The 19,995-nt window shown below is 55.7% G+C and carries 14 protein-coding genes; 10 read left to right on the top strand and 4 right to left on the bottom strand.

Annotated elements, in window-relative coordinates:
* Positions 1 to 14 precede the first annotated feature (14 nt).
* The 3 genes from fumC (at position 15) to BDD14_RS08535 (ending at position 2,887) form a co-directional block, all read left to right on the top strand.
* Positions 15 to 1,433, top strand: a complete 1,419-nt coding sequence (gene fumC / locus BDD14_RS08545) for a class II fumarate hydratase (RefSeq protein WP_130418435.1) — start codon at positions 15 to 17, stop codon at positions 1,431 to 1,433.
* 130 nt (positions 1,434 to 1,563) lie between these two features.
* Entirely contained in the window at positions 1,564 to 2,505 is a 942-nt protein-coding gene (locus BDD14_RS08540; RefSeq protein ID WP_130418434.1) for an AEC family transporter, read from the top strand.
* 73 nt (positions 2,506 to 2,578) lie between these two features.
* Positions 2,579 to 2,887, top strand: a complete 309-nt coding sequence (locus BDD14_RS08535; protein WP_130418433.1) for a hypothetical protein — start codon at positions 2,579 to 2,581, stop codon at positions 2,885 to 2,887.
* 74 nt (positions 2,888 to 2,961) lie between these two features.
* Here the strand turns inward: BDD14_RS08535 and BDD14_RS08530 are convergent, their stop codons facing one another.
* Positions 2,962 to 4,017, bottom strand: a complete 1,056-nt coding sequence (locus BDD14_RS08530; protein WP_130418432.1) for a CE1 family esterase — start codon at positions 4,015 to 4,017, stop codon at positions 2,962 to 2,964.
* A gap of 85 nt (positions 4,018 to 4,102) precedes the next feature.
* The gene (locus BDD14_RS08525) at positions 4,103 to 4,999 is read right to left on the bottom strand and encodes an AraC family transcriptional regulator (RefSeq protein ID WP_130418431.1); all 897 of its coding nucleotides are present in this window, start codon (positions 4,997 to 4,999) and stop codon (positions 4,103 to 4,105) included.
* Between the two features lie 384 nt (positions 5,000 to 5,383).
* Here BDD14_RS08525 and BDD14_RS08520 point away from each other — a divergent pair, with 384 nt between their 5' ends.
* The 5 genes from BDD14_RS08520 (at position 5,384) to BDD14_RS08495 (ending at position 10,642) form a co-directional block, all read left to right on the top strand.
* A complete protein-coding gene (locus BDD14_RS08520) occupies positions 5,384 to 5,785 on the top strand; it encodes a lyase family protein (RefSeq protein WP_242617827.1) in 402 nt (133 codons plus the stop codon).
* A gap of 92 nt (positions 5,786 to 5,877) precedes the next feature.
* Positions 5,878 to 7,221, top strand: a complete 1,344-nt coding sequence (locus BDD14_RS08515) for a cytochrome ubiquinol oxidase subunit I (protein WP_130418430.1) — start codon at positions 5,878 to 5,880, stop codon at positions 7,219 to 7,221.
* Positions 7,208 to 8,224, top strand: a complete 1,017-nt coding sequence (locus tag BDD14_RS08510) for a cytochrome d ubiquinol oxidase subunit II (protein ID WP_130418429.1) — start codon at positions 7,208 to 7,210, stop codon at positions 8,222 to 8,224. Before BDD14_RS08515 ends, BDD14_RS08510 begins: the two co-directional genes overlap by 14 nt.
* A gap of 59 nt (positions 8,225 to 8,283) precedes the next feature.
* On the top strand, positions 8,284 to 8,973 hold the full coding sequence (locus BDD14_RS08505) for a YoaK family protein (RefSeq protein ID WP_130418428.1): 690 nt from the start codon (positions 8,284 to 8,286) through the stop codon (positions 8,971 to 8,973).
* Positions 8,974 to 10,084: 1,111 nt separating this feature from the next.
* A complete protein-coding gene (locus BDD14_RS08495; RefSeq protein ID WP_130418427.1) occupies positions 10,085 to 10,642 on the top strand; it encodes a hypothetical protein in 558 nt (185 codons plus the stop codon).
* 56 nt (positions 10,643 to 10,698) lie between these two features.
* Here the strand turns inward: BDD14_RS08495 and BDD14_RS08490 are convergent, their stop codons facing one another.
* Positions 10,699 to 11,859, bottom strand: a complete 1,161-nt coding sequence (locus tag BDD14_RS08490) for a tyrosine-type recombinase/integrase (RefSeq protein ID WP_165419991.1) — start codon at positions 11,857 to 11,859, stop codon at positions 10,699 to 10,701.
* An 11-nt stretch (positions 11,860 to 11,870) separates the two neighbouring features.
* The gene (locus tag BDD14_RS34400) at positions 11,871 to 12,077 is read right to left on the bottom strand and encodes a helix-turn-helix domain-containing protein (RefSeq protein ID WP_423201789.1); all 207 of its coding nucleotides are present in this window, start codon (positions 12,075 to 12,077) and stop codon (positions 11,871 to 11,873) included.
* 2,553 nt (positions 12,078 to 14,630) lie between these two features.
* On the opposite strand from BDD14_RS34400, the gene BDD14_RS08480 reads away from it, so the two are divergent.
* Together BDD14_RS08480 and BDD14_RS08475 are read left to right on the top strand one after the other, a co-directional pair.
* The gene (locus tag BDD14_RS08480) at positions 14,631 to 15,395 is read left to right on the top strand and encodes a hypothetical protein (protein WP_130418424.1); all 765 of its coding nucleotides are present in this window, start codon (positions 14,631 to 14,633) and stop codon (positions 15,393 to 15,395) included.
* A 369-nt stretch (positions 15,396 to 15,764) separates the two neighbouring features.
* A complete protein-coding gene (locus BDD14_RS08475) occupies positions 15,765 to 19,505 on the top strand; it encodes a S8 family serine peptidase (RefSeq protein ID WP_130418423.1) in 3,741 nt (1,246 codons plus the stop codon).
* The last annotated feature ends 490 nt before the right edge of the window (positions 19,506 to 19,995 follow it).

Below are 19,995 nucleotides of genomic sequence, written 5' to 3'. Positions count from 1 at the left end.
TGGAGCCATAAAACATGCAGACAATACAGGAAACTAATCCACACTCGCGTATCGAGTCCGACAGCATGGGACAGATTGCGGTCCCGGCGAACCATTACTGGGGAGCGCAGACCGAGCGTTCGCTGCACCACTTCGCGATTGGCGAAGACCGCATGCCGGCGGAGTTGATCCGAGCTTTTGCCATCCTGAAGAAGGCGGCGGCGCTGGTCAACCACGATCTGGGGAAGCTCCCACAAGACAAGATGGAACTGATCGTCCGCGCAGCCGACGAAGTAATCGCCGGTCAGCACACAGACGAATTTCCGCTGCGCATCTGGCAGACAGGTTCCGGCACGCAGACGAACATGAATGTCAACGAGGTCATCTCCAACCGCGCCATCGAACTTGCGAGCGGCGAGATGGGCAGCAAGAATCCCATTCATCCGAACGATCACGTAAATATGTCGCAGTCGTCGAACGACACGTTTCCGACGGCTATGTACGTTGCTGCAGCATCTGCGGTGAAGAAGCAGGTGATTCCGGCAGTGCAGCGATTGCATGATGCGATCGCGGCCAAGGCCAAGCAGTTCGAAGAGGTCGTCAAGATCGGACGCACGCATCTGCAGGATGCAACGCCGCTCACGCTCGGCCAGGAGGTGGGCGGCTGGGCGAGCCTGCTGGAGCGCGATATCGCTCGCATGGAGTCGACACTCGAGGGTCTCTATGAACTTGCGATCGGGGGGACCGCTGTGGGCACGGGCCTGAACACGCATCCGGAGTTCGCAGAGCGCGCGTCGGCGAAGATCGCAGCACTGACGGGTCTGCCCTTTCGCTCGCATCCCAATAAGTTTGCGGCACTGTCGGCCCATGATGAACTTGTATTTGCGAGCGGTGCGCTCGAGACGCTGTCGGCGTCCCTCATGAAGATCGCCAATGACGTCCGCTGGCTCGGTTCGGGACCGCGCTGCGGCTTGGGCGAACTCAACCTTCCTGAGAACGAACCGGGCAGCTCAATCATGCCGGGCAAGGTCAATCCCACGCAATGTGAAGCGATGACGATGGTTGCTGTGCAAGTACACGGCAATCATACGGCGATCGCATTCGCCGGCAGCCAGGGCAACTTCGAACTCAACGTCTTCAAGCCGGTGATGATCTACAACTTCATGCACTCGGCGCGACTGTTGACCGACACCTGCCATATGTTTGTGGAGTTCTGCGTGGAAGGCATGGAAGCCAATCTCCAGCGTATCAGCCAGTACGTGGAGAACTGCCTGATGCTCGTGACCGCGCTCAATCAACACATCGGCTACGATAAGGCCGCGAAGCTGGCCAAGACGGCGCATCACAAGGGACTCTCGTTACGCGAAGCCAATCGTGAGCTCGGATTCCTCACCGAAGAAGAGTTCGACCAGTATTTGCGTCCCGAGAAGATGACCCACCCAGAAGCGCAATAAAGTCACTGCACTTTCCGCGTTTCTGCTTCTCCATATAGAAAATTCCCTAACTTTACGCCTCTTCAATCGAGGGGGCTTGGGGATAACGAAGCCGCGATCACCTCTTGCTGGTGAAAGGTTAGATTTTTCGATGTATAACACATTATGCCTCGCACTTATTCCGCCGTCCTTCGTCATTTTGTTGGGTTGGATTTCTGCACGTCTGGGCTACCTGAAGAAAGAGCAAGCAAGTGTACTTGGAACTCTGGTCATGAAGTTTGCTTTGCCACTTGCGCTACTAGCAGGAGTCATTAAACTTCCTTTCTCAGAATTACCCAGAATGCCATATATCCTCTGTTTGGCAACCGGCTTCATGGGGATCTATCTAATTGCATTCCTTCTCGGTCGCTTTCTATTTCGCAACGATCTCGCCTCAAGTGCCATTCAGGCCCTCCTCTGCGCATTTCCGAGTATGGCTTTTAGCGGCGTTCCGATCCTGGGTCTGGTAATCGGATCCAGAGGACTTGTCCCTATTCTCGTGGGCAACATGGTAACCAGTTTCGTTATGATTCCATTGACTTTGTTTCTCATTCAGATGGGAACGAGTGCGAACGGCAAAGGGATCTCCGCGACGATTCGTATTGCTCTCGAGAGTACTGCCCATGCGGCAAAGGAGCCTATTGTGTGGCTTCCCATAGCGGGCATCGTGGTGAGTTGGTTTGGTATTCACCCGCCAGAGGCTCTCCTAGATGGAATCAAGCTTATGGGGAACGCATCGGCTGGAGTCGGCTGTTTCGTGCTTGGGCTCATGCTCTATGGCTCAAGATTCCGAATGAGCACCGAGCTTTTCTCCAATGTTGCGCTTAAGAACGTCGCGCAACCGTTATTGATCGCAACACTGATTCCCGCATTTGGTATTATGGCCTCGAATTCTCGGGAGCTCATTCTCACCGGAGCGATTCCTGTAGCCACGACCGTCTCTATTATTGCGCTACGTTCTGAGAAATATAAGGATGAGACGATTGCCTCAACCCTAGCCGGTACAGTGCTCTCTATCGTCACGGTTGCGTTTGTTATTATTCTTACCCGATAACGTTAACAGGCCGTGATGCAAGTCCAGGCGCCGAATCGGCAATGCTTTAAATTTTCACGCAAGGAGACACATAGTGCCCTGGTACGACTACATCGCTTCTTTCTTCGCTGGAATGTTTCTCACGAATGTCGTGCCTCATTTCGTGCATGGCATCTCTGGAGATTCCTTCCCGACGCCCTTCGCGAATCCTCCAGGAAAGGGATTGTCCTCGCCCACGGTGAACATGCTCTGGGCGCTCTTCAATTTGTTGGTTGGCTATCTGCTGCTGCGGGTGTGCAGAGTCGCGAGCGGAAACCACTTAGCCCTCGCGCTCTTCTTCGCGGGCATTAGTGCCATGGGCATTATGGGCAGCGTGAGCTTTCGAACGAAGCACGCAAAATAAACAGGCTCCGTACGGGGGCGATCCGTAATGGTCGTCCCTACCGTGACCGTAATGAGAAGCTGCTGGTCGGGCTTTTAGGGCTCGTCCTGCAGAGGTCGGTTCGGCTGCATATGGCTCCTTGCGTCCGTCGGTTGAACGATTTCTGGCCGCTGGGGAACGGCCGATGATATGAAAAACCAAATTGCCTCGGCCGGTCCATCTATGTCCGCGGTGGTGCGGCCCAGCAAACGCGGAAAACGAAAATAGGGTTGTGGAACGGCGTGGCCTCCCCCATGCACTGCGTAGAAGTCCACGTATGGCTTGCCCGCGCGCAGCCATCTGAAACGCTGAACCGACGTTGGATCGTTTGCATCTCGGTGGGGCAATAGTTCCTCTGTCGGAGGTGTAAGAATGTCATTTCTCCGTGCGAACTCTTCCGCTGTTGCAGCTGCGGAAATAACGCGACCCTTCTTTTCCAATCCAAATACAGTCACTTCACCGCCGTTAAAAGGGCTGAGGGGATCGTCCGTCCCGTCGACGATCATCACCGGAGGTGTGGGAGTGTCTTGCGGGCAGCGCGAATTGTCGGCTGTCGACATACTCGATCCAAAGATTGCGATTCCAGCAACAGGGCTCGGAGACTGTGTGGCCAGTGTCATTGCCATATGGCCACCGTTGGAAAACCCAACGACAAAGACCTTTTCGGGATCGATGCTGTACTTCGCCTTAGCCTCGGCAATGAGGGCACGCATGAAACCCAGGTCGTCGATATTCTCAAGCCTCGCTGCGAATCGGCCTGCGATGCGACAGTCATTCCAGTTCGTCTTGTAGGCATCGGGATAGAACACAGCAAAATTGTTCTTGTCCGCGAGAGCATCGAATTCAAAGCCAGTCATTCTGCGCATCATCCCGCCGGTCATGAAAGAACCGTGCAGTACGATCATGAGTGGAGATCCCGGGGGGAGCTTCGCAGGGACGTATTCGAGAACCCTGCGCTCACGCTCGCCGACACGAATTGTCCTCGACTGCCCTTGTCCCGTGAGCTTGGGCAGAGGCGGCAGCGGAGAGTAAAGAAAGTATGCAAACGCTGCGAGGGCAATGAACAGCACAACTGCAAACAGCAGTGCAGCAAGCTTCACAACGCGGTGCATTCCCGCCTCCTATATTTGTTCGCACAAGGGTGAACGTCACGCACGAACGAGTAGGACGATGGCGGCAAGGTCCCCGGACGTGATGCTAGCGTCTGGAACGATAGTCCGTTGGTGTGACTCGAACTTCGCGGCGGAACAAATCTCTGAAATGTTTGGGGTCGACATAGCCCACTCGTATGCCAACCTCAAACACACTGATATTCGGATCCCGCAACAGCTCCTTTGCACGCTCGATGCGGCGCTTAACGACGTACTGATGTGGGGTGATTCCAGTAGTCTGTTTGAAGAGTCGCGCAAAGTAATACGGACTCATAGCAGCAGTCGATGCAAGGGCTGAAAGGGAAATGTCCCGACTGAGGTTAGCCTCTACATACTCGCAGACCGTATTCAGGCGCGATTTCGGCAGTTGCCCGCGACTCGCAAACATGCCAGGAGCAATGACCGCATATTGCTCCGCAAGTAATATCGCCAGAGTATTGCCCACCTGCTCACCGAAGAGCCTGCCTGCCGGTACACCTTGTTCGAGCTCAATCTGCAGCGTTTTGAGTAAACATTCGATTCGCGCATCTTTGAAGATCCAGCGTTCTGCGACATCGACTCTTCCACCAGGAAAGCGTCCCTCGGTAAGGCGCTCCAACTGGACGGGATCAAGCTCAAACAGCAGTCGATCGTAAGAGCCCGTCCACAGGGATCGGTCGCAACTACTGAGCCCATGCAGAGTGAGGCTGCCTGCATCCACCTGAGCGCTGCCTGCACCCCTGCCCGAGCGCCAATCCAAGCGGAGGCCCGCACTCAACTGCATGCTCAGGAGGATGGAAGAATGATCATGCTTTGGAACTTCGAATCCCCTGGAAGCATGCTGTTCGAGGAGAAAGCCGTCCCACGGCTGGTGTGCGCTGGAGAGCAACGGTACGTGAGGCACGAGGGGTATCGGCCGACCGCCTTCACGAATACTGACTCGTCGTTTGGACAGCACAGTCATCTGAGACTCCTGGCCTTCCTCCTTCCAGAATAATCCTCCCACTGTGAAGCGTCACCATCTAGCAGGAATCCCCCTCAGACTCAGCAAGATAGGCCCCCATATGTGGATGGTGTGCTTATCCAGTTTCTGTGGGTCGCCCGTCAGGAGAAGCTGTGAAAGGTCAACAGAGCATCGGACGGACCCGGCGCAAACAGCCGTGATGGCTTGCTTCAGTTTCGTAGCGAAAGGTTTCCACGCGTAGCTTTTGAAGGTCAACCGGATGGTCATACATCTACAGTCACCGGTACAACCTGATCGGAAAGGAAAATGGCAAGAATCACCCCGTTGCAACAAGAATCTCCCCCAGGAGTGCTTCGCGTAGCTCATCGAATGGAGTGTATGGAGATGAATATGACTGCAATGCAGAGGATCCAGGAGAGTGAGCCGAGCTCGCGTATCGAGTCCGACAGCATGGGGCAGATTGCGGTCCCGGCGAACCATTACTGGGGAGCGCAGACCGAACGTTCGCTGCACCACTTCGCGATTGGCGAAGACCGCATGCCGGCGGAGTTGATCCGAGCTTTTGCCATCCTGAAGAAGGCGGCGGCGCTGGTCAACCACGATCTGGGGAAGCTCCCACAAGACAAGATGGAACTGATCGTCCGCGCAGCCGACGAAGTAATCTCCGGTCGGCACACAGACGAATTTCCGCTGCGCATCTGGCAGACAGGTTCCGGCACGCAGACGAACATGAATGTCAACGAGGTCATCTCCAACCGCACCATTGAACTTGCGAGCGGGGAGTAGAGGCGTTTCACCGTACTCAGTACGGGTTGTTCGACTAGGAGCTTCCGCGCAGTACCTTCCAAGCTATTACGACTTAATCGAGGTAATACTTCATGAGTGATCTTTTTGCCGCCCGCTCCCAAATGGCTATATCGCTGGCCTTTCATATCATTTTTGCAGTCATCGGTGTAGCGCTGCCTCTCATGATGGTTATTGCAGAGGCGCGTTGGCTGCGAACGCGAGATGCTGCGTATCTGTGTCTGGCGAAACGGTGGGCCAAAGGAACGGCGATTCTGTTTGCGATAGGCGCAGTCTCCGGCACGGTTTTGTCGCTTGAACTTGGATTGTTGTGGCCGCATTTTATGGGATTGGCAGGTGCGGCGATTGGCATGCCGTTTTCGCTGGAGGGTTTTGCCTTCTTCACGGAAGCCATTTTTCTGGGGATTTATCTCTATGGATGGAATAGGGTCTCTCCGGCAGTTCATCTTCTGGCAGGCTCTATTGTTGCGGTGAGCGGCGTGGCTTCCGCAATGTTCGTATGCCTGGTGAATGGCTGGATGAACACACCTGTAGGCTTTCGTCTGGTGAACGGACAGTTCATCGATATCAATGTGTGGAAGGCGCTCAACAATCCGGCGGGATTGCCCGAAGCGATCCACATGATCCTGGCGGCCTATTGCGCCGCAGGCTTTGCGACGGCCGGCATTCATGCGCTGCTGGCGTTGCGCGACCGCTCGAATCGCTTTCATCGTCATGCAATTGCAATCGCCCTGCTGGTAGGGGGCTCTGCAGCGGTGTTACAGGCCGTGAGCGGGGATGCCCTGGCCAGAGTTACAGCGGTGAACCAGCCCACCAAGCTGGCCGCGATGGAGGGGGACTTCGTCACGCGCAGTGGGGCACCTCTACGCATTGGCGGGCTGCCCGATGTGCGCACGCGCCAAACGAAGTATGCCATCGAAATTCCATATGGCCTCAGCATACTTGCCTTCCATTCTCCCAAATCCACAGTGGACGGGCTGGATAAAACTCCGCGAAACGAGTGGCCGAATGTACTGGTAGTACACATTGCCTTTCAGATTATGGTTGGAATTGGGACGCTGCTGATGGGCGTCAGCCTGCTGGCCGCATGGCTGGCACGGAAGCGACGGCTGACAGACAATTACCGCTTTCTGCAATTATTGGTGCTCTGCAGCCCGCTGGGATTCGTAGCATTGGAAGCCGGATGGACGGTAACTGAGGTGGGCCGCCAGCCGTGGATCATCTACCACATCCTGAGAACCTCCGAGGCGGTGACGACCATGCCGGGGCTAACCACGCCTCTGGTTCTGTTCACATGCCTCTATCTGGTTCTGGCGGTCATCGTGATATGGCTCATGACCAGTCATGTGATTGCGAGCCCAACTGAAAAAGAGATTCAATCTGTTGCAGGAAACGAGGTGCTCCATGCCCACGCCTGAGATGTTGCTTGCAGTCATCCTGATGGCCTCTCTCACCTTCTATGTGCTCTTTGGCGGCGCAGATTACGGAGGCGGTGTATGGGACCTGCTGGCCAGAGGACCCCGCGCTCAGAAGCAGAGAGAGTTGATAGCCCATGCCATCACTCCGGTATGGGAGGCGAACCATGTCTGGCTCATTCTGGTGGTGGTGCTCCTCTTTGCGGGATTCCCTCCGGCATTCGCGGCAGTCTCGACGGCATTGAATATCCCTCTAACTGTTTTGACCATTGGTATAGTCATGCGTGGATCGTCCTTTATCTTTCGCGCATACCATACGAGTGACTATCGGACGCAGAGGCGCTGGGGAGTGATCTTTGCGATTGCAAGCACCATCACACCACTTTGTCTCGGGGTGATTGTCGGAGCGATCTCCTCAGGCAGGGTGATCGTAAAGGATGGCGTTTCGGAAAACGGATTCCTGGCTCCATGGCTCGGAGTGTTTCCCGTAACGGTTGGCTTCTTTGCGCTCTCGCTTTTTGTATTTCTCGCTGCTGTCTATTTGACCGTGGAGGCGAAGGAGCCTGCTTTGCAGCGCGACTTCCGTCGCCGGGCTCTGGCTTCCGGCATTATTGTGGCGGTGATGGCCCTTGGCACATTTCTCGCAGCCAAAACGGGAGCTCCCGACATCTATGCGGAGCTGTTACGGCCATCGATTGCCTGGGTGGTACAGGGCGCCACCGCACTTTTTTCCATTGCGGCCTTCGGTGCTTTGCTGCTTAGGAGATACAGAGTGGCCCGTATTGCAACCATGCTTCAGGTCAGCTCTATTCTGTGGGGTTGGGGAATCGCGCAGGCGCCTTATCTTCTTCAAGGAAGAATGACGATTGCGCAAGGAGCGGCCGCACCTTCCGTTCTCTGGGCGCTGATCGGAGCAACCGCCATCGGTCTTCTCGTGCTGTTCCCCTCACTGTGGTATCTCATGCGCCTTTTTAAGACTGGCGATCAACGTATTCCATTGCACTAGAGGTGACTCCATCAACGTCAAAGGTCAGATGTGGCGGACTCACGTATCATTCGAGTGCCATGGGACTGGACATTCAGGCCGCATCAGGGGCGAACGAATATCGCGACTATCGGCATTCTGTCGGAGTGAGTGCCGCACTCGCTCTCGCCGGTGGGTATCTGGATGGTTTTACGTTTGCGGGGCACGGCAGAATCTTTGCCAACGCCATGACCGGAAATATTGTCTATCTTGGGATGGAGGTCCTGTCCTCCCCTGGACACCCAAATTTTCGTCACCTGCCACCGCTTTTCATGTTCATGCTCGGCATTTGGGCTGCGCGAGCCTTGCACCTCCCTCTGTTTCGGCGAATCGTGCGTAATCCTTATGCGGCTGTCCTGCTTGTAGAGATCATCATCCTCTTCTTATTGGCCTTTCTTCCGAATCGCACTCCCGACTTCTGGATTACCGTACCCATCACCTTTGCCGCCTCGATGCAGATAATCACATTTCGTATGGTTGGGCCGCATACCTATACCTCTACCTTTACCACCGGCAATCTGAGCACGCTGAGTACAGGGCTGTTTGATTGGCTATTTACCTCCGATAAGGAGACCGCCCGAAGCAAGTCACGCATCTTCGCCATCATTTGCGGAAGTTTTCTTGTCGGGGCCACAACCGGCAGTCTCGCGGTGACACATTGGGGAAACCGCGCTCTTATACCCGAGGTTATTCTTCTCCTGCTGATTGCGATAAGAGTCAAGGATGTTTGACCCGCATGAACTCCCGCGATCACCCTGGCCATGTAGTCAGTACATGATGCCTCCGCGTAACGAATGAAGGGCAGAGCCTGAGCCCTGCCCTCTTGGGTAACGGCCACATATGACTACATTTAGCGTGTTAGCGTCTGCGCCGGACCAGTTTGACCGAAAATATCAGGTTTGCAGAACCGGCTTGGTCCAGAATTTGGTCCAGTTGTGCGCCACAGGGACTCCGAATTGTCCTGTGTGCTCCTCTCTATGCCATTGATAACATAGGTGATCCCTTGGGCTGTTAACCGAAGGGTTGTAGGTTCGAGTCCTGCCTCAGGATCCGTCCTTGAGAATGAATGGGTTGAGAGAAGTCGTGGCCATTAGTCGAGAAAGCTTCGGCTCCTGGGAGGCGCATCCCCATTAGTTGTTCGCGCATGCCCTCACAATGTACTGGTTGTCGGGCAAGATACAAATGGAGCAACGTACTCAATGCCGTCCGAACGAGAGGAAAACTGGGCTGATCCCGCACGGCCAGCCCATCGGTCCCACTTGGTTGATGGTTAGAGAAGTTGGTAGCAATTTGGTAGCAAATAGCGCCGATTGTGCCGGTTTTGTCGACTCAATCAACTTATAAGCCCTTTACCGTCAATAAAATGCGCGTAGAGTGCCACCTTCACACGGTGGAAGTCGTAGGTTCGAATCCTGCTGCGCCCACCATATCTAAATCGTTCAATAACATAGATTTAGAAGTTATAAGCGAGTCGAAATTCTCCCAAAACAAGGGCACTAAAAAGGCACTGACTGAAGTGTCTCTGAAATTGGTCTATTCAGCAACCACCTTGGCTAGAGGAATCTCACCAAACATTAGCCAATGGTCAGAACGTCCTTGTATGGCAGAAATCATTCATATACAACGTGTTCCAGGGCCGTTTGGAGGGGTTTCGATGGGACGTTGTATCGGCAGGCTCATTAACGGTACGCGCTGCATTCACGAGGCAAGAATCGGCGCTAACTACTGCTCTGTCCACGGACCCATGCGTGCCGGAACAATCAACTTGATGAGAGGTACGACTGTAAAGAAGTCCGTCAAAAAGGCCGTCAAGAAGGCCTCGAAAAAGGCGGCCAAAAAGCGGTGATTACTCCTGATGAAAACAAGTGCCTCCGCGATCAATTAGGTGTCTCCACCAATGCGTGCGACAGTGCTGCCAAACAATACGAGGACTACTACAAGGGGTTTGCAGCCCTAGATACGAAATCCCAGTCCACAGCTACCATCAGTGGGTTGGTTCTCGCGGCAGTCGCCGCTTTCGTGAAGGACGGGCGGATTCCAGTTCTAGTCAGCGCTCGTCATTGGTGGATCTTGCTTATTGTTGCCCCACCTGTCACTGCCTTGTTCTCCGTGATATTCGCCTTGACGGGAGCAAAAGTCACAGAAGTAGTCGTGCCCTTTGACGCTGCTGAACAGATTCGTGAAGCTAAAGACCTAGCAGAGCTTGATTGCGAAGAGTTTTCACTGGCGCACGTTCTCAATTATTACAACTCACGCCTCGACCACTGGAACAATGCTCTCGCGAGTATTGAATCGTGTGTCATTGATAAGGCGAAATGGGTTCTCAACGCTCAAATCACAATGATTGCGTCCCTCGCACTGCTCCTAGCTCTCTACGTGATCGTACTTCTCAAGTCATGATCGCCCTGTGAGACATCAGGGGTCCCCTAACGGCGACCCCTGATCGTGTCCGAGCGTCAGCTTGCCTTCTCTGTCAAGAAGAGGCCGTTGACGTGGTTCTGCGCTGCCCTTTTCGCGTCTGCCTCAGCCTGCTGGTAAAGCTCCATCGTAATAGAAGAATTGGAGTGTCGCAGAAGCTCCTGCACAACCTTTACATGCTCGCCTTTCGCAGCGAGTATGGAAGCCAACGAGCGACGAAAAGTATGCCATCCGATCCGCTTCGTGATGCTCGCTTTCACGGCCGCAGGCTTTATGTGATCACGCATCACGATGTCCAGCCAGAGGGGCGATTCGCCCTCAGTGGTCGGTGACGCGATGACCCAATCGTTGTCGGTCGGGTACAGACAGTTCTGCCGCCATTCGGCTAATGCAGCGGCGAGGTCCTGGTTCAATGGCACCCCTTTGCGGCTTCCTTCGGTCTTGAGTTTGGTCTGATCGTTGCGAACTACACCGCGCTCTAGACGAAGCCATAGCTTGCCGAAATCAACGTCTCGCCACTTCAGGCCACGTATCTCTGACCTGCGCAGGCCGGTCACGGCCGCGACCATGACGGCAATACGATGAACCGGCTGCGATAAGTTCTGAAGGATAGCTGTCATTTCCGCAAGAGTGAGGATGTCCGGGATAGATTGCCGTTTAGAGCTTTGCCTCACAGGAGCGATGGGGTTCAGGCGGTCCCACAACTCGTGTCGGATCGCGTGAGAGTACAGGCAGGACATTTGGTTTCTCAGCTTCGCCTTCGTTGCAGGAGCGTACGGTAGTGAGGACAGCCAAGCTTCCACCTTCACGGCCTTGATCTCGTCGATGAAACAGTCTCCCCAGTGAGGAAGGATATGCCTTTTCAGATTCTCCTCGTAGCACTGGATTGTGGTCGGCGAACGGTCGGCTATTGGAGAGCGCAGCTCGTTAGTCTGGAAGTGGCCCCAGAGTTCGCGGAACGTGGTTCTTCCGATATCTGCTTGCTCTGCATTTATCTCCGACCGTAGGTTTTCTACCTCGCGCTGTACATCTGAGCGTCGAGGGAATTCCTTCACGGTTCCGATAATCTTCTTTTTTTGAAGCCGGGAGCCATCCGGTTGAAGTTCGCGCCAACGATAAACCCACACATCTGGGCCTTTGGAGCGACTGACGCGGCTGATGGAACCCTGTTGATATCTACTTTGACGAGTAAAGGACATGTCGATCTCCATTACTCGCCCACGGGCTGGCAGCTAGATTCTACCTGCTTGGCGGCCCAGGATGTCAGATCTTCTGCCCGAAACCTCCAATGCTTTCCGAGGCGCAGAGCTGGGATTACCTTCTCTCTTGCAAAGCGAAGGACTGTTTTAGGATGAAGGCCCAAGAAGACCCCGGCCTCTGCTGGAGTCCAGAGCGGCGACACTGATGAAATAGACATGTATCTACAACCGGCGCGTTTTTCATACTCGCCTTCTCTTTCAAATGGATAGGGATCGTTCATAGCCCTACATTGCGACTCGGCCCTACGCGAACCAAAGCATTGCCGCTGAGGATGCTGGACTCCCGGCAAAGGGTCGCTGCCATCGGTCTCACTCTGGTCGTCGAAATGGAAAAACGACCATGTGCTGATTAGAAGTTGAGACCGTAAGCATTGTGACTCGAGCCATCCCGTGCCCTCTTCTCCCGCTGCCGCTCAAGCGTCATCGGGCCGGTCACTGTGGCAGTGGCTCACTTCGTCAGCGGTGGCTGGGGCAAGTAGTAGTAGTAGGGAAAAGCACTACCAGAAGGTTGTTCAGGGCGGGCGCGTCAAGCGGCCGCGTAGAGATCCTCGGTGTAATCAACGCATAAGTACATACGGTCAAACGCTTAGATTCCGAGTCCAGCACCATAATTTGAGACCCGCCGGTACGTTGACCGCACTTCTAAGCACGGTATCCTCCCGCCCTGTAAGTTCATCCCTTCACCTGCCCGTTCCGACCCCGACCAGATCTATTTCCGTGCAATTTCCACGCATAAGTACATACGGTGTCGAATCGACCAACGACATAATCACTCAGAAAATCCGCGCTGGCGGCGGTTCAAGCGGCCGCCTTATATGAATCCGACGAAGCCGTTCAAGACTAGCCGCTAATAAGTAAGTCGATGATACAAAGGCGGATCAATGTTGATCGACATGTGTTGTCTAAAGATTGGGACTAATAAACATCTGGGTCTGTCGGCTGCCATCGCTGCGTCCGCGGCACGACCGCAAGCGCCCACCCGGTAGGGTGGCTTTGCCGCCGTGGTCTCCGATACATCCACATGGGAGGCTTCGCGCGCGATCATACGTGGGTGGAGAAGTGAATGCTTGCGAGTATGTGTCACTGCTCCCAGGCTCAAGCGGCAGTGGCTCAGACTAGGATTCGTTGGCTGTACGGACCTTCGTTTCCAGGTGTCTTAGTAGACGGCCGCCCGAAGGGGGCCGGCAAGCTAGATTCATGAGCTGAACACGGATCCAAGAACCGACCGTATGTACTTATGCGTTGACCATACTCGCCGGTACATTCGAGATTGTTCGGATCGCCTCTCTGTCACGATCGCAAGCGCAACCAAGCTCTATTTCCACGCATAAGTACATATGCATTGGATCTGACAAACGGCTCCGACTCCCGCCGACCTAGCGTATACGGATAATGTCGACAAGAAATGTCGATTTATTCCACTGCCGTTCACTACAAAGAAACCCATCCATCATCACTACCTCTGCGGCACTACTCAAAGCGCGAACCTTCGGCCGGCTTTCGCTGCCGCCATCTCCGCTACATCTGTAACGGAGCGCGCCAGTCTTCCAAGGGTCGGACAGGACTAAGACGCAGCACATATGTCCGCTGATCCCCAGGATCAAGCGGTGGTGACTTTGATTGGCACAGCTGACAGTGTGAGTTTTTGCTTCCAGCTCCTGGATGTTTTAGTAGGCGGCCGACCTGAGGGCCGCCTTGCACCGAATGGTCGGTTGAGTGCTTTTCAGCCTACTGAAACCGATCGCCAGCGCCGTTGCGCTGGCGGAGGGTGTGGTGCCCCTCCCTCGAGGGCAGCCAGGAGTCTGCAAAGGAAAGCCGAAGAGGTTGCCTCCGTTGAGAGAAACCTTCATCCCTGATCAGGGCTCCGACTCTTCTCAAGCTAGTCATTGAGGCGGGTAATTCATACCGCAGTTAACGCCAAAATTCATTCTGTGGAGCGATTCGACGAAGGGAACCCGAGACATGACGCGGGCACATGTACCGTTTCCGCTGGCGGTCTAGCAGGTCGGCAGGAAATGGGAAACCGGTGGAGTGAAGATCGTGCAGGTATCGTCTAGTCTTCGAATGTTACATAGGGCGGCCGCTTGACGGGCCGCCTTTGCATGGGAATTATGGGCATGGCGGAAAGAAAATGCGGCATCGATCGCAAAATGTTTTCGTCCAAGGCGGATAAGAATGACCGGAAACTCCCGCCATGAGAGGTCGTTGTTCGGCAGAGATGGCGATGCTTTAGCTATCTGCACAGGACGGCAATGGTCTAGGCCCGTGCCGCCGGACCCCGAGAGGGGGTCGGGGAGCAGGAATGGGCCGTTTGGTAGGGCGAAGGATTCTGCGAAAATGGCTTTTAGCGGTTCGGTTTGGGGCGACCCGTTGTCGAGGAATGATTCTATTGTGTTCCTTATAGGAGGGTGACATTAGATTTCTTACGAAAGAGATGTATGAGACGTAGGCAGCTAGTGGACGGTGCGATAGTCAGGGCGGGCCGGATACTCTATCCAGCCCCTGCCGGCGCTATGGCCAGGGTGGAAGCAGGTCCAGGAAGCAGGGCGAATAATAAGCGCGACCGCAATGCCAAGCATGTTTTCTCATGCTCGTCATGTGATCGCCACGGTATCGCCAGAACCTCTGCCTTGATCACCGGAAAGGCTAAGAGTTGCGAGTGTCTAGAAAAGGCATCGGACCGGGAATTCTTTGAGCGGCAGCAGAATAAGATGTACCACCTAACCAGCTACGATCGTAAAGCGCTACTTACTGCCATTGTTATCGGCGATACCGGCTCGGCGATCTTCCAGCGGTTCGCCAAGCGTGAGCGGGATTTCTTGTTCAGGACGGAGCGCAAGCGTCTAATGGCTAAGCCGGGCCGCTTCCTTCGCACTGTGGCACGTGAGATACGTGCGGCCCAGAAAGCCGGCCGCAAGCCTATCTCGGTATGTAGTGCCCATGAGCTCACCCTTGGTGAAGGCTGGCTAATCTGCCGCGAAGTCGAGCGCCGGCAGAAGTTAGCCGTCAAAGATGCCAAGTCTAAATGGTCCAAGCTCTCTCCTGAGCAGCGACGCGAGATCATTGCTGAAGTCGAGGCTGTAAAGCAGATTCTCTATGATTCCATCTTCGCCGCGTATCAAGGGGATGTTACCGACGTCGCACCCTTCGGATGGTTTGCTGAAGCCCGTTACTGGGGCGAACTGACCCGAAATGAATACTGCGGCACCGGCCGCCGCAAAAAGTCTGCTGACTACGCAATTGAGGTACTAGAGACGATTGGTGATCTCGAGGCCGTTATCGCCTTCGGTGTTACCCTCGATCAGTTCCAGTTAGTCATCGACCGGACCATCGCCGGTCGCGCAGGCCGTCGGAAGAACAAGCGCAAGAAACAGAAGCAATCGGAGGCGGAACGGACGACACGCTATTGGGTTCAATACATACCCGCAAAGATCGTAGCCGCCCACATCTCGCTCTCCCTGGACAACGCTGCTTAGAGAAAGGAACAGGAATTGGACAACATCATCCAGCTGCCCTCTCCGAAGCAGAAAGTAAAGACGCGGCAGTTACACAGAAAGCACGCCGTCGGACAAAGATTTTTTTTGAACTATTGGCTTGACTAAATCGGCGAACATGGCCATAGTCTTCCGGTAACTTAACGTCGATCCCACAAGACTTCTTTTTCGGTCCTTCCTTCCCGGTCCCTTCAAAACGCGGCATATCACTTACTTTACGAACTTCGGGTTACGACCCTGATGTGGTGGTTAGGCGCTGTCTTAAATCAATCAATTGCTGAAACGTTCCCCTCGTTCGCTCAACATCCATGCAGGCCAGGTATGTAATCCCGCGTCGCCAAGGAGCTCTCTATGAGCACCCAGAATCGAACTTCTTTGTACATCCACGTCGTTGACGTCGACCGGCGTCTCCTCGGATCGGCGTCTGTGCTTAGCCCGGGCATGCAAGCCAAACCTATGAGTGGTGGCCGATTTGTCTTTGACAATCTCCCTCCCGGTCGCGTGCAACTCCGCGTGGAAGCGAAAGGTTTTTCGCCGGTCGACCTCTGGGTAGAAGTCTCAGGGGAGAAGAAGTATGTGGATGTGGTGTTGGGTGAGGCGGGCATGCCCTCGTTCAGGAGGAAAAATGTGCCGGTGCCGTTCCGCAGTCCTGGAGACAAGTTGGGTGTGATTACCCGTGGCGAGGAGGGTGCCGCAGCTGTCGATGCCTACCTGCGCGAACATCAGCTGAAATCGGAACGCCCGCACGGTCGCGATCTAGTCATCGTTACTTGCGATCCCACGCAATCTGCGCGAATTGCCGCCGATCTTAGAAGGCTGCCCGAAGTGAGGGAAGTTGGTCGATTGGTGAATCCAAGCGCACGCGGCACCGGCATACTCACGCGCAATATCAACGTGCAGGCACGCCCTGGCACCGACGAGAAGCAGTTGGCTGCCGTCGCGGAGAAGGCAGGCTGCACCGTCGCGCGCAAGCTAATTTTGAAGGACCACTGGATCCTGACGCTTAAGGAGGGTGAGGACTTCTCCGTCCTGGACGCGGCTCTTATGCTTGAGGCCGATTCGCATATCACCGCCGCTGAACCGGACATCGCATTCACGGCCGACCCGGACGCGATCACGCCGACCGACCAGCTCTATGCCTCTCAGTGGCACCTGGGGCGCGTAAACGCTCCGGATGCTTGGCAGACCTTGCGCGACACCAACGCAGCCGGCGTCAATCCCGGCGATCCCAACGACCTTACCTTCGGCTCGGCAAATATTCTTCTGGCCGTGATGGACACTGGTGTCAAGTCGGTCACCCTCGGCGGCGTGGTCAGCGCCGAACATCCGGAATTTCAAGGAAACGTGACCAGCGGACAGCCGAAAGTGACGGGATTCTTCGATTTTGGCGGGATGGTCGCGAACTGCAACGACCCCATCGCGGTTTTCGGGGACGGGTATCACGGCAGCGCCTGCGCGGGAGTCGCTGCCGCACGCGTTGACAACGCATCCGCGGTGGCGGGAGAGGACGAAGGAGGGTCGGGCGCAGCACCGAACTGCCGCATTCTCGCGGTCCAGGGCTCCAACCCATGTACCGAAGCACAATATTCAGACATGTACCTCTGGCTGGCCGGCTTTGATCCGGGCAATCCCGATCCTGCCTTCCCCGCCCAGCTGGCGCACGGAGCCGATGTCGTGACCAACAGCTGGGGTGGCTATAATCCCGCAGTCTGGCCCATCTCCACTTTGATGGATGATCTGTTTACGAATCTCACAGACAACGGACGGGGCGGCCTTGGCACGTTGATGTTCTTCTCAGCAGGCAACGCGGGGCAACCCAACTTTTGGACGCAGCGCCCCTTCGCCGCCCATCCTCGTAACTTCGGGGTCGCGGCCAGCACCGACGCCGATGTCAAGGCGGACTATTCAAACTGGGGCGATGGTGTCGATCTCTGCGCCCCAAGCTCGGGAGGCGCTGTCGACATCACCACGACCACGATACCGGGAAAGGGAACGCTCGCCGGGCACACCGGTGGCGCCCTGGATTACATTTCGAACTTCGGCGGCACCTCCTCCGCCACGCCCCTCACCGCCGGCGTGGCATCACTCCTGCTTTCAATGGACCCCACGCTAACGCACGAGGAGGCGCGCGCGGTGCTGACCCGAACGGCGAAGCGCATCGACTATTCCAACAGCGACACCGATGGGCACTGGCGCGACCTCGACGGCGACGGCATAAATGAGTACAGCTGGTGGTACGGCTTCGGCATGGTGGACGCCGCGCGCGCCGTCTGCGTAGCCCGCAATACGCTGAGTGTCGACCCCGCCGTAGTCTTTGTAGACGTTCCGGAACACGAGCAGGCTATCCGTCCCGTGGTTATCCGCTTGAAGGGCTGGCGGCCACGGACCTTCTCGGCCACCGTGCCAGTCACGACCTCAGGGCCTGCGAACTCCTTCGTGCTTCATGCCGGCGCCATGACATCCTACGCGGGGAGCTTTGATTGCGCCGAGACGCACGTGTATATCTGGCTCCGCTACACGGGCACCGTAGCCGGCGACCTCGCAACTGGCAACGTCACAGTTACCTGCAACGAAACCGCCCAAGCCTTCGTAATTAATCTCACCGCCAACACCATCCATCGCCCTAAGACCGCTCTAGTCCTATCGCTCGATCGTTCAGGCAGCATGAACGATCCGGCCGGCGATGGGCGTCTCAAGATAGACCTGGTGCGCGACAGCGCATTTGTTGTGCCCACTCTATGCGATGCAGGCACCGGCCTAGGCGCGGTGAGTTGGGATACGGACGCCGATGTGGCAGGTGCTATGACGGTCGAGGGCGCTGGTGTTGAAAGCACGGGAGCGGGCCGCGTAGCGCTCAACACCTTCATCACCAACCATCACACCAATGTTCTTGGGACCACGGCTATCGGAGATGGCGTCGAAGCGGGCCAGACTTTGCTCAACGCCTCGGTTGGTTACGACCTGCGTGCGCTTTGCCTGCTTACCGACGGCAATGAGACCGCGTCGAAATACATCGCGGACCTTACCGCGATGGAATTGCACTCGCGCATTTTCGCCATCGGTGTGGGCACTCCAGAGAACATTAATCCAACCTCGCTCTCCACCCTGACCAGTTCTAACAGCGGATATCTGCTGATGACCGGCAACATCGATGCGGATGACACATTTCTGCTGACCAAGTACTTCCAGCAGATCCTAGCTGGAGTGACGAATACCGAGATTGTGGTCGATCCACAGGGCTGGTTGACACCCGGCACTTCGTTGCGGCTACCATTCCCGGTGAACGAGACGGATTGGCAAGTGGACGCGATTGTCCATTGCCAGGTTGCGGACCTTTTGCGCTTCCACATGGAAGCGCCTGACGGACAGACCTTCGGACCAGCGCAGGCCATCGCGCCGAGTACCCATTACGTGGTAGGACAAGGATCCGCGTATTACCGCATGGATGTACCTTCCCCCATCGTTGGTCCTCAGGACCCCGCGCGGCCTTGGCATGTGGTACTGGAACTCGACGAAAAGGGATGGGTCCGTTACATTCGCGATCTGCGGGAGAAAAAATCCCAAGTAGCCCTGGGCAGGGCCATACACGGCTTGCGCTACGCCTTTACCGCGCAAGCTCGCTCCTCTCTGCGCATGGATGTAAGCGTAAGCCAGAGCAGCCGGGAGCCGGGCAGTACGGCCTGGCTTCGTGCGACGTTGCTTGAATACGGTTACCCACTGTCAATTCCGGCGAAGGTCTGGGCGGTCGTCACCGATCCTAGAGGAGCGGTTTTGAATGTGCCACTCACTTCGACAGGTGCGGGCAATTACCAGGGCAGCCTCGTGGCGGATTTCACTGGCGCTTGGCGAATCACCATCCTCGCCGAGGGCAAGACGTCGAAAGGCAGTCCGTTTCTGCGCGAGGCTCTCCGCTCGGTCGCCGTGTGGCCGGGGGGCAATCGTCCGGGTCCGCATTCTCCGGCCGAGAGTCCCCTGGACAAGCTCCTCCACTGCATCTGCGCGGGAGGGGTGGTCAACCAGGACGCAGCCAAGAAGCTCGGCGTTGACCTTAAGCGGCTGTGTGAATGCGTAAAGAAGACAACCCCTGTCTAGAGGACGTGAAGATGACACACACAGGCGTTCCTTCGTCTCGTCGCTGTTCGCTTCCAGCGGCCGGCGCCGAGCTAGGTGTAATACGGAACTTGTGGGAGCACGTTCCGATCTCTGCCGATTACTCCCTTCGCCGCGATGATAGGGAAGCTTTACTTCAGGAGAACGAAATAATCCTGCTGCAAGACTCCGGCGGCGATCTGATCTTCCTAGACGAGTTGAACGCAGCCGGTGACAGTGCAGACGATATTACGACTGGCTTCGTGTACAGCTACCTGGACACACCCAGTATTAAAGCTGCATATCCGAAACTTCACGGGCTTTTCCCGGCGCTAATCAGATGGATCGATCTGCCTAGGTCGCTAGGCTCACCCGTTCTGTTCTCGCAGCAATTCTTAGTAGTCAAAAAGGCTCCTACGGCGCCATGGTTCGGCAAAGTCCCAGTCTGATCCTGCTCCTAGGACCATGCCAAGTGATGTTCAAGTCAAGGTGA

Source organism: Edaphobacter modestus (assembly GCF_004217555.1).
Taxonomy (GTDB): domain Bacteria; phylum Acidobacteriota; class Terriglobia; order Terriglobales; family Acidobacteriaceae; genus Edaphobacter; species Edaphobacter modestus.
This window is presented reverse-complemented; position numbering and strand designations above follow the sequence as displayed.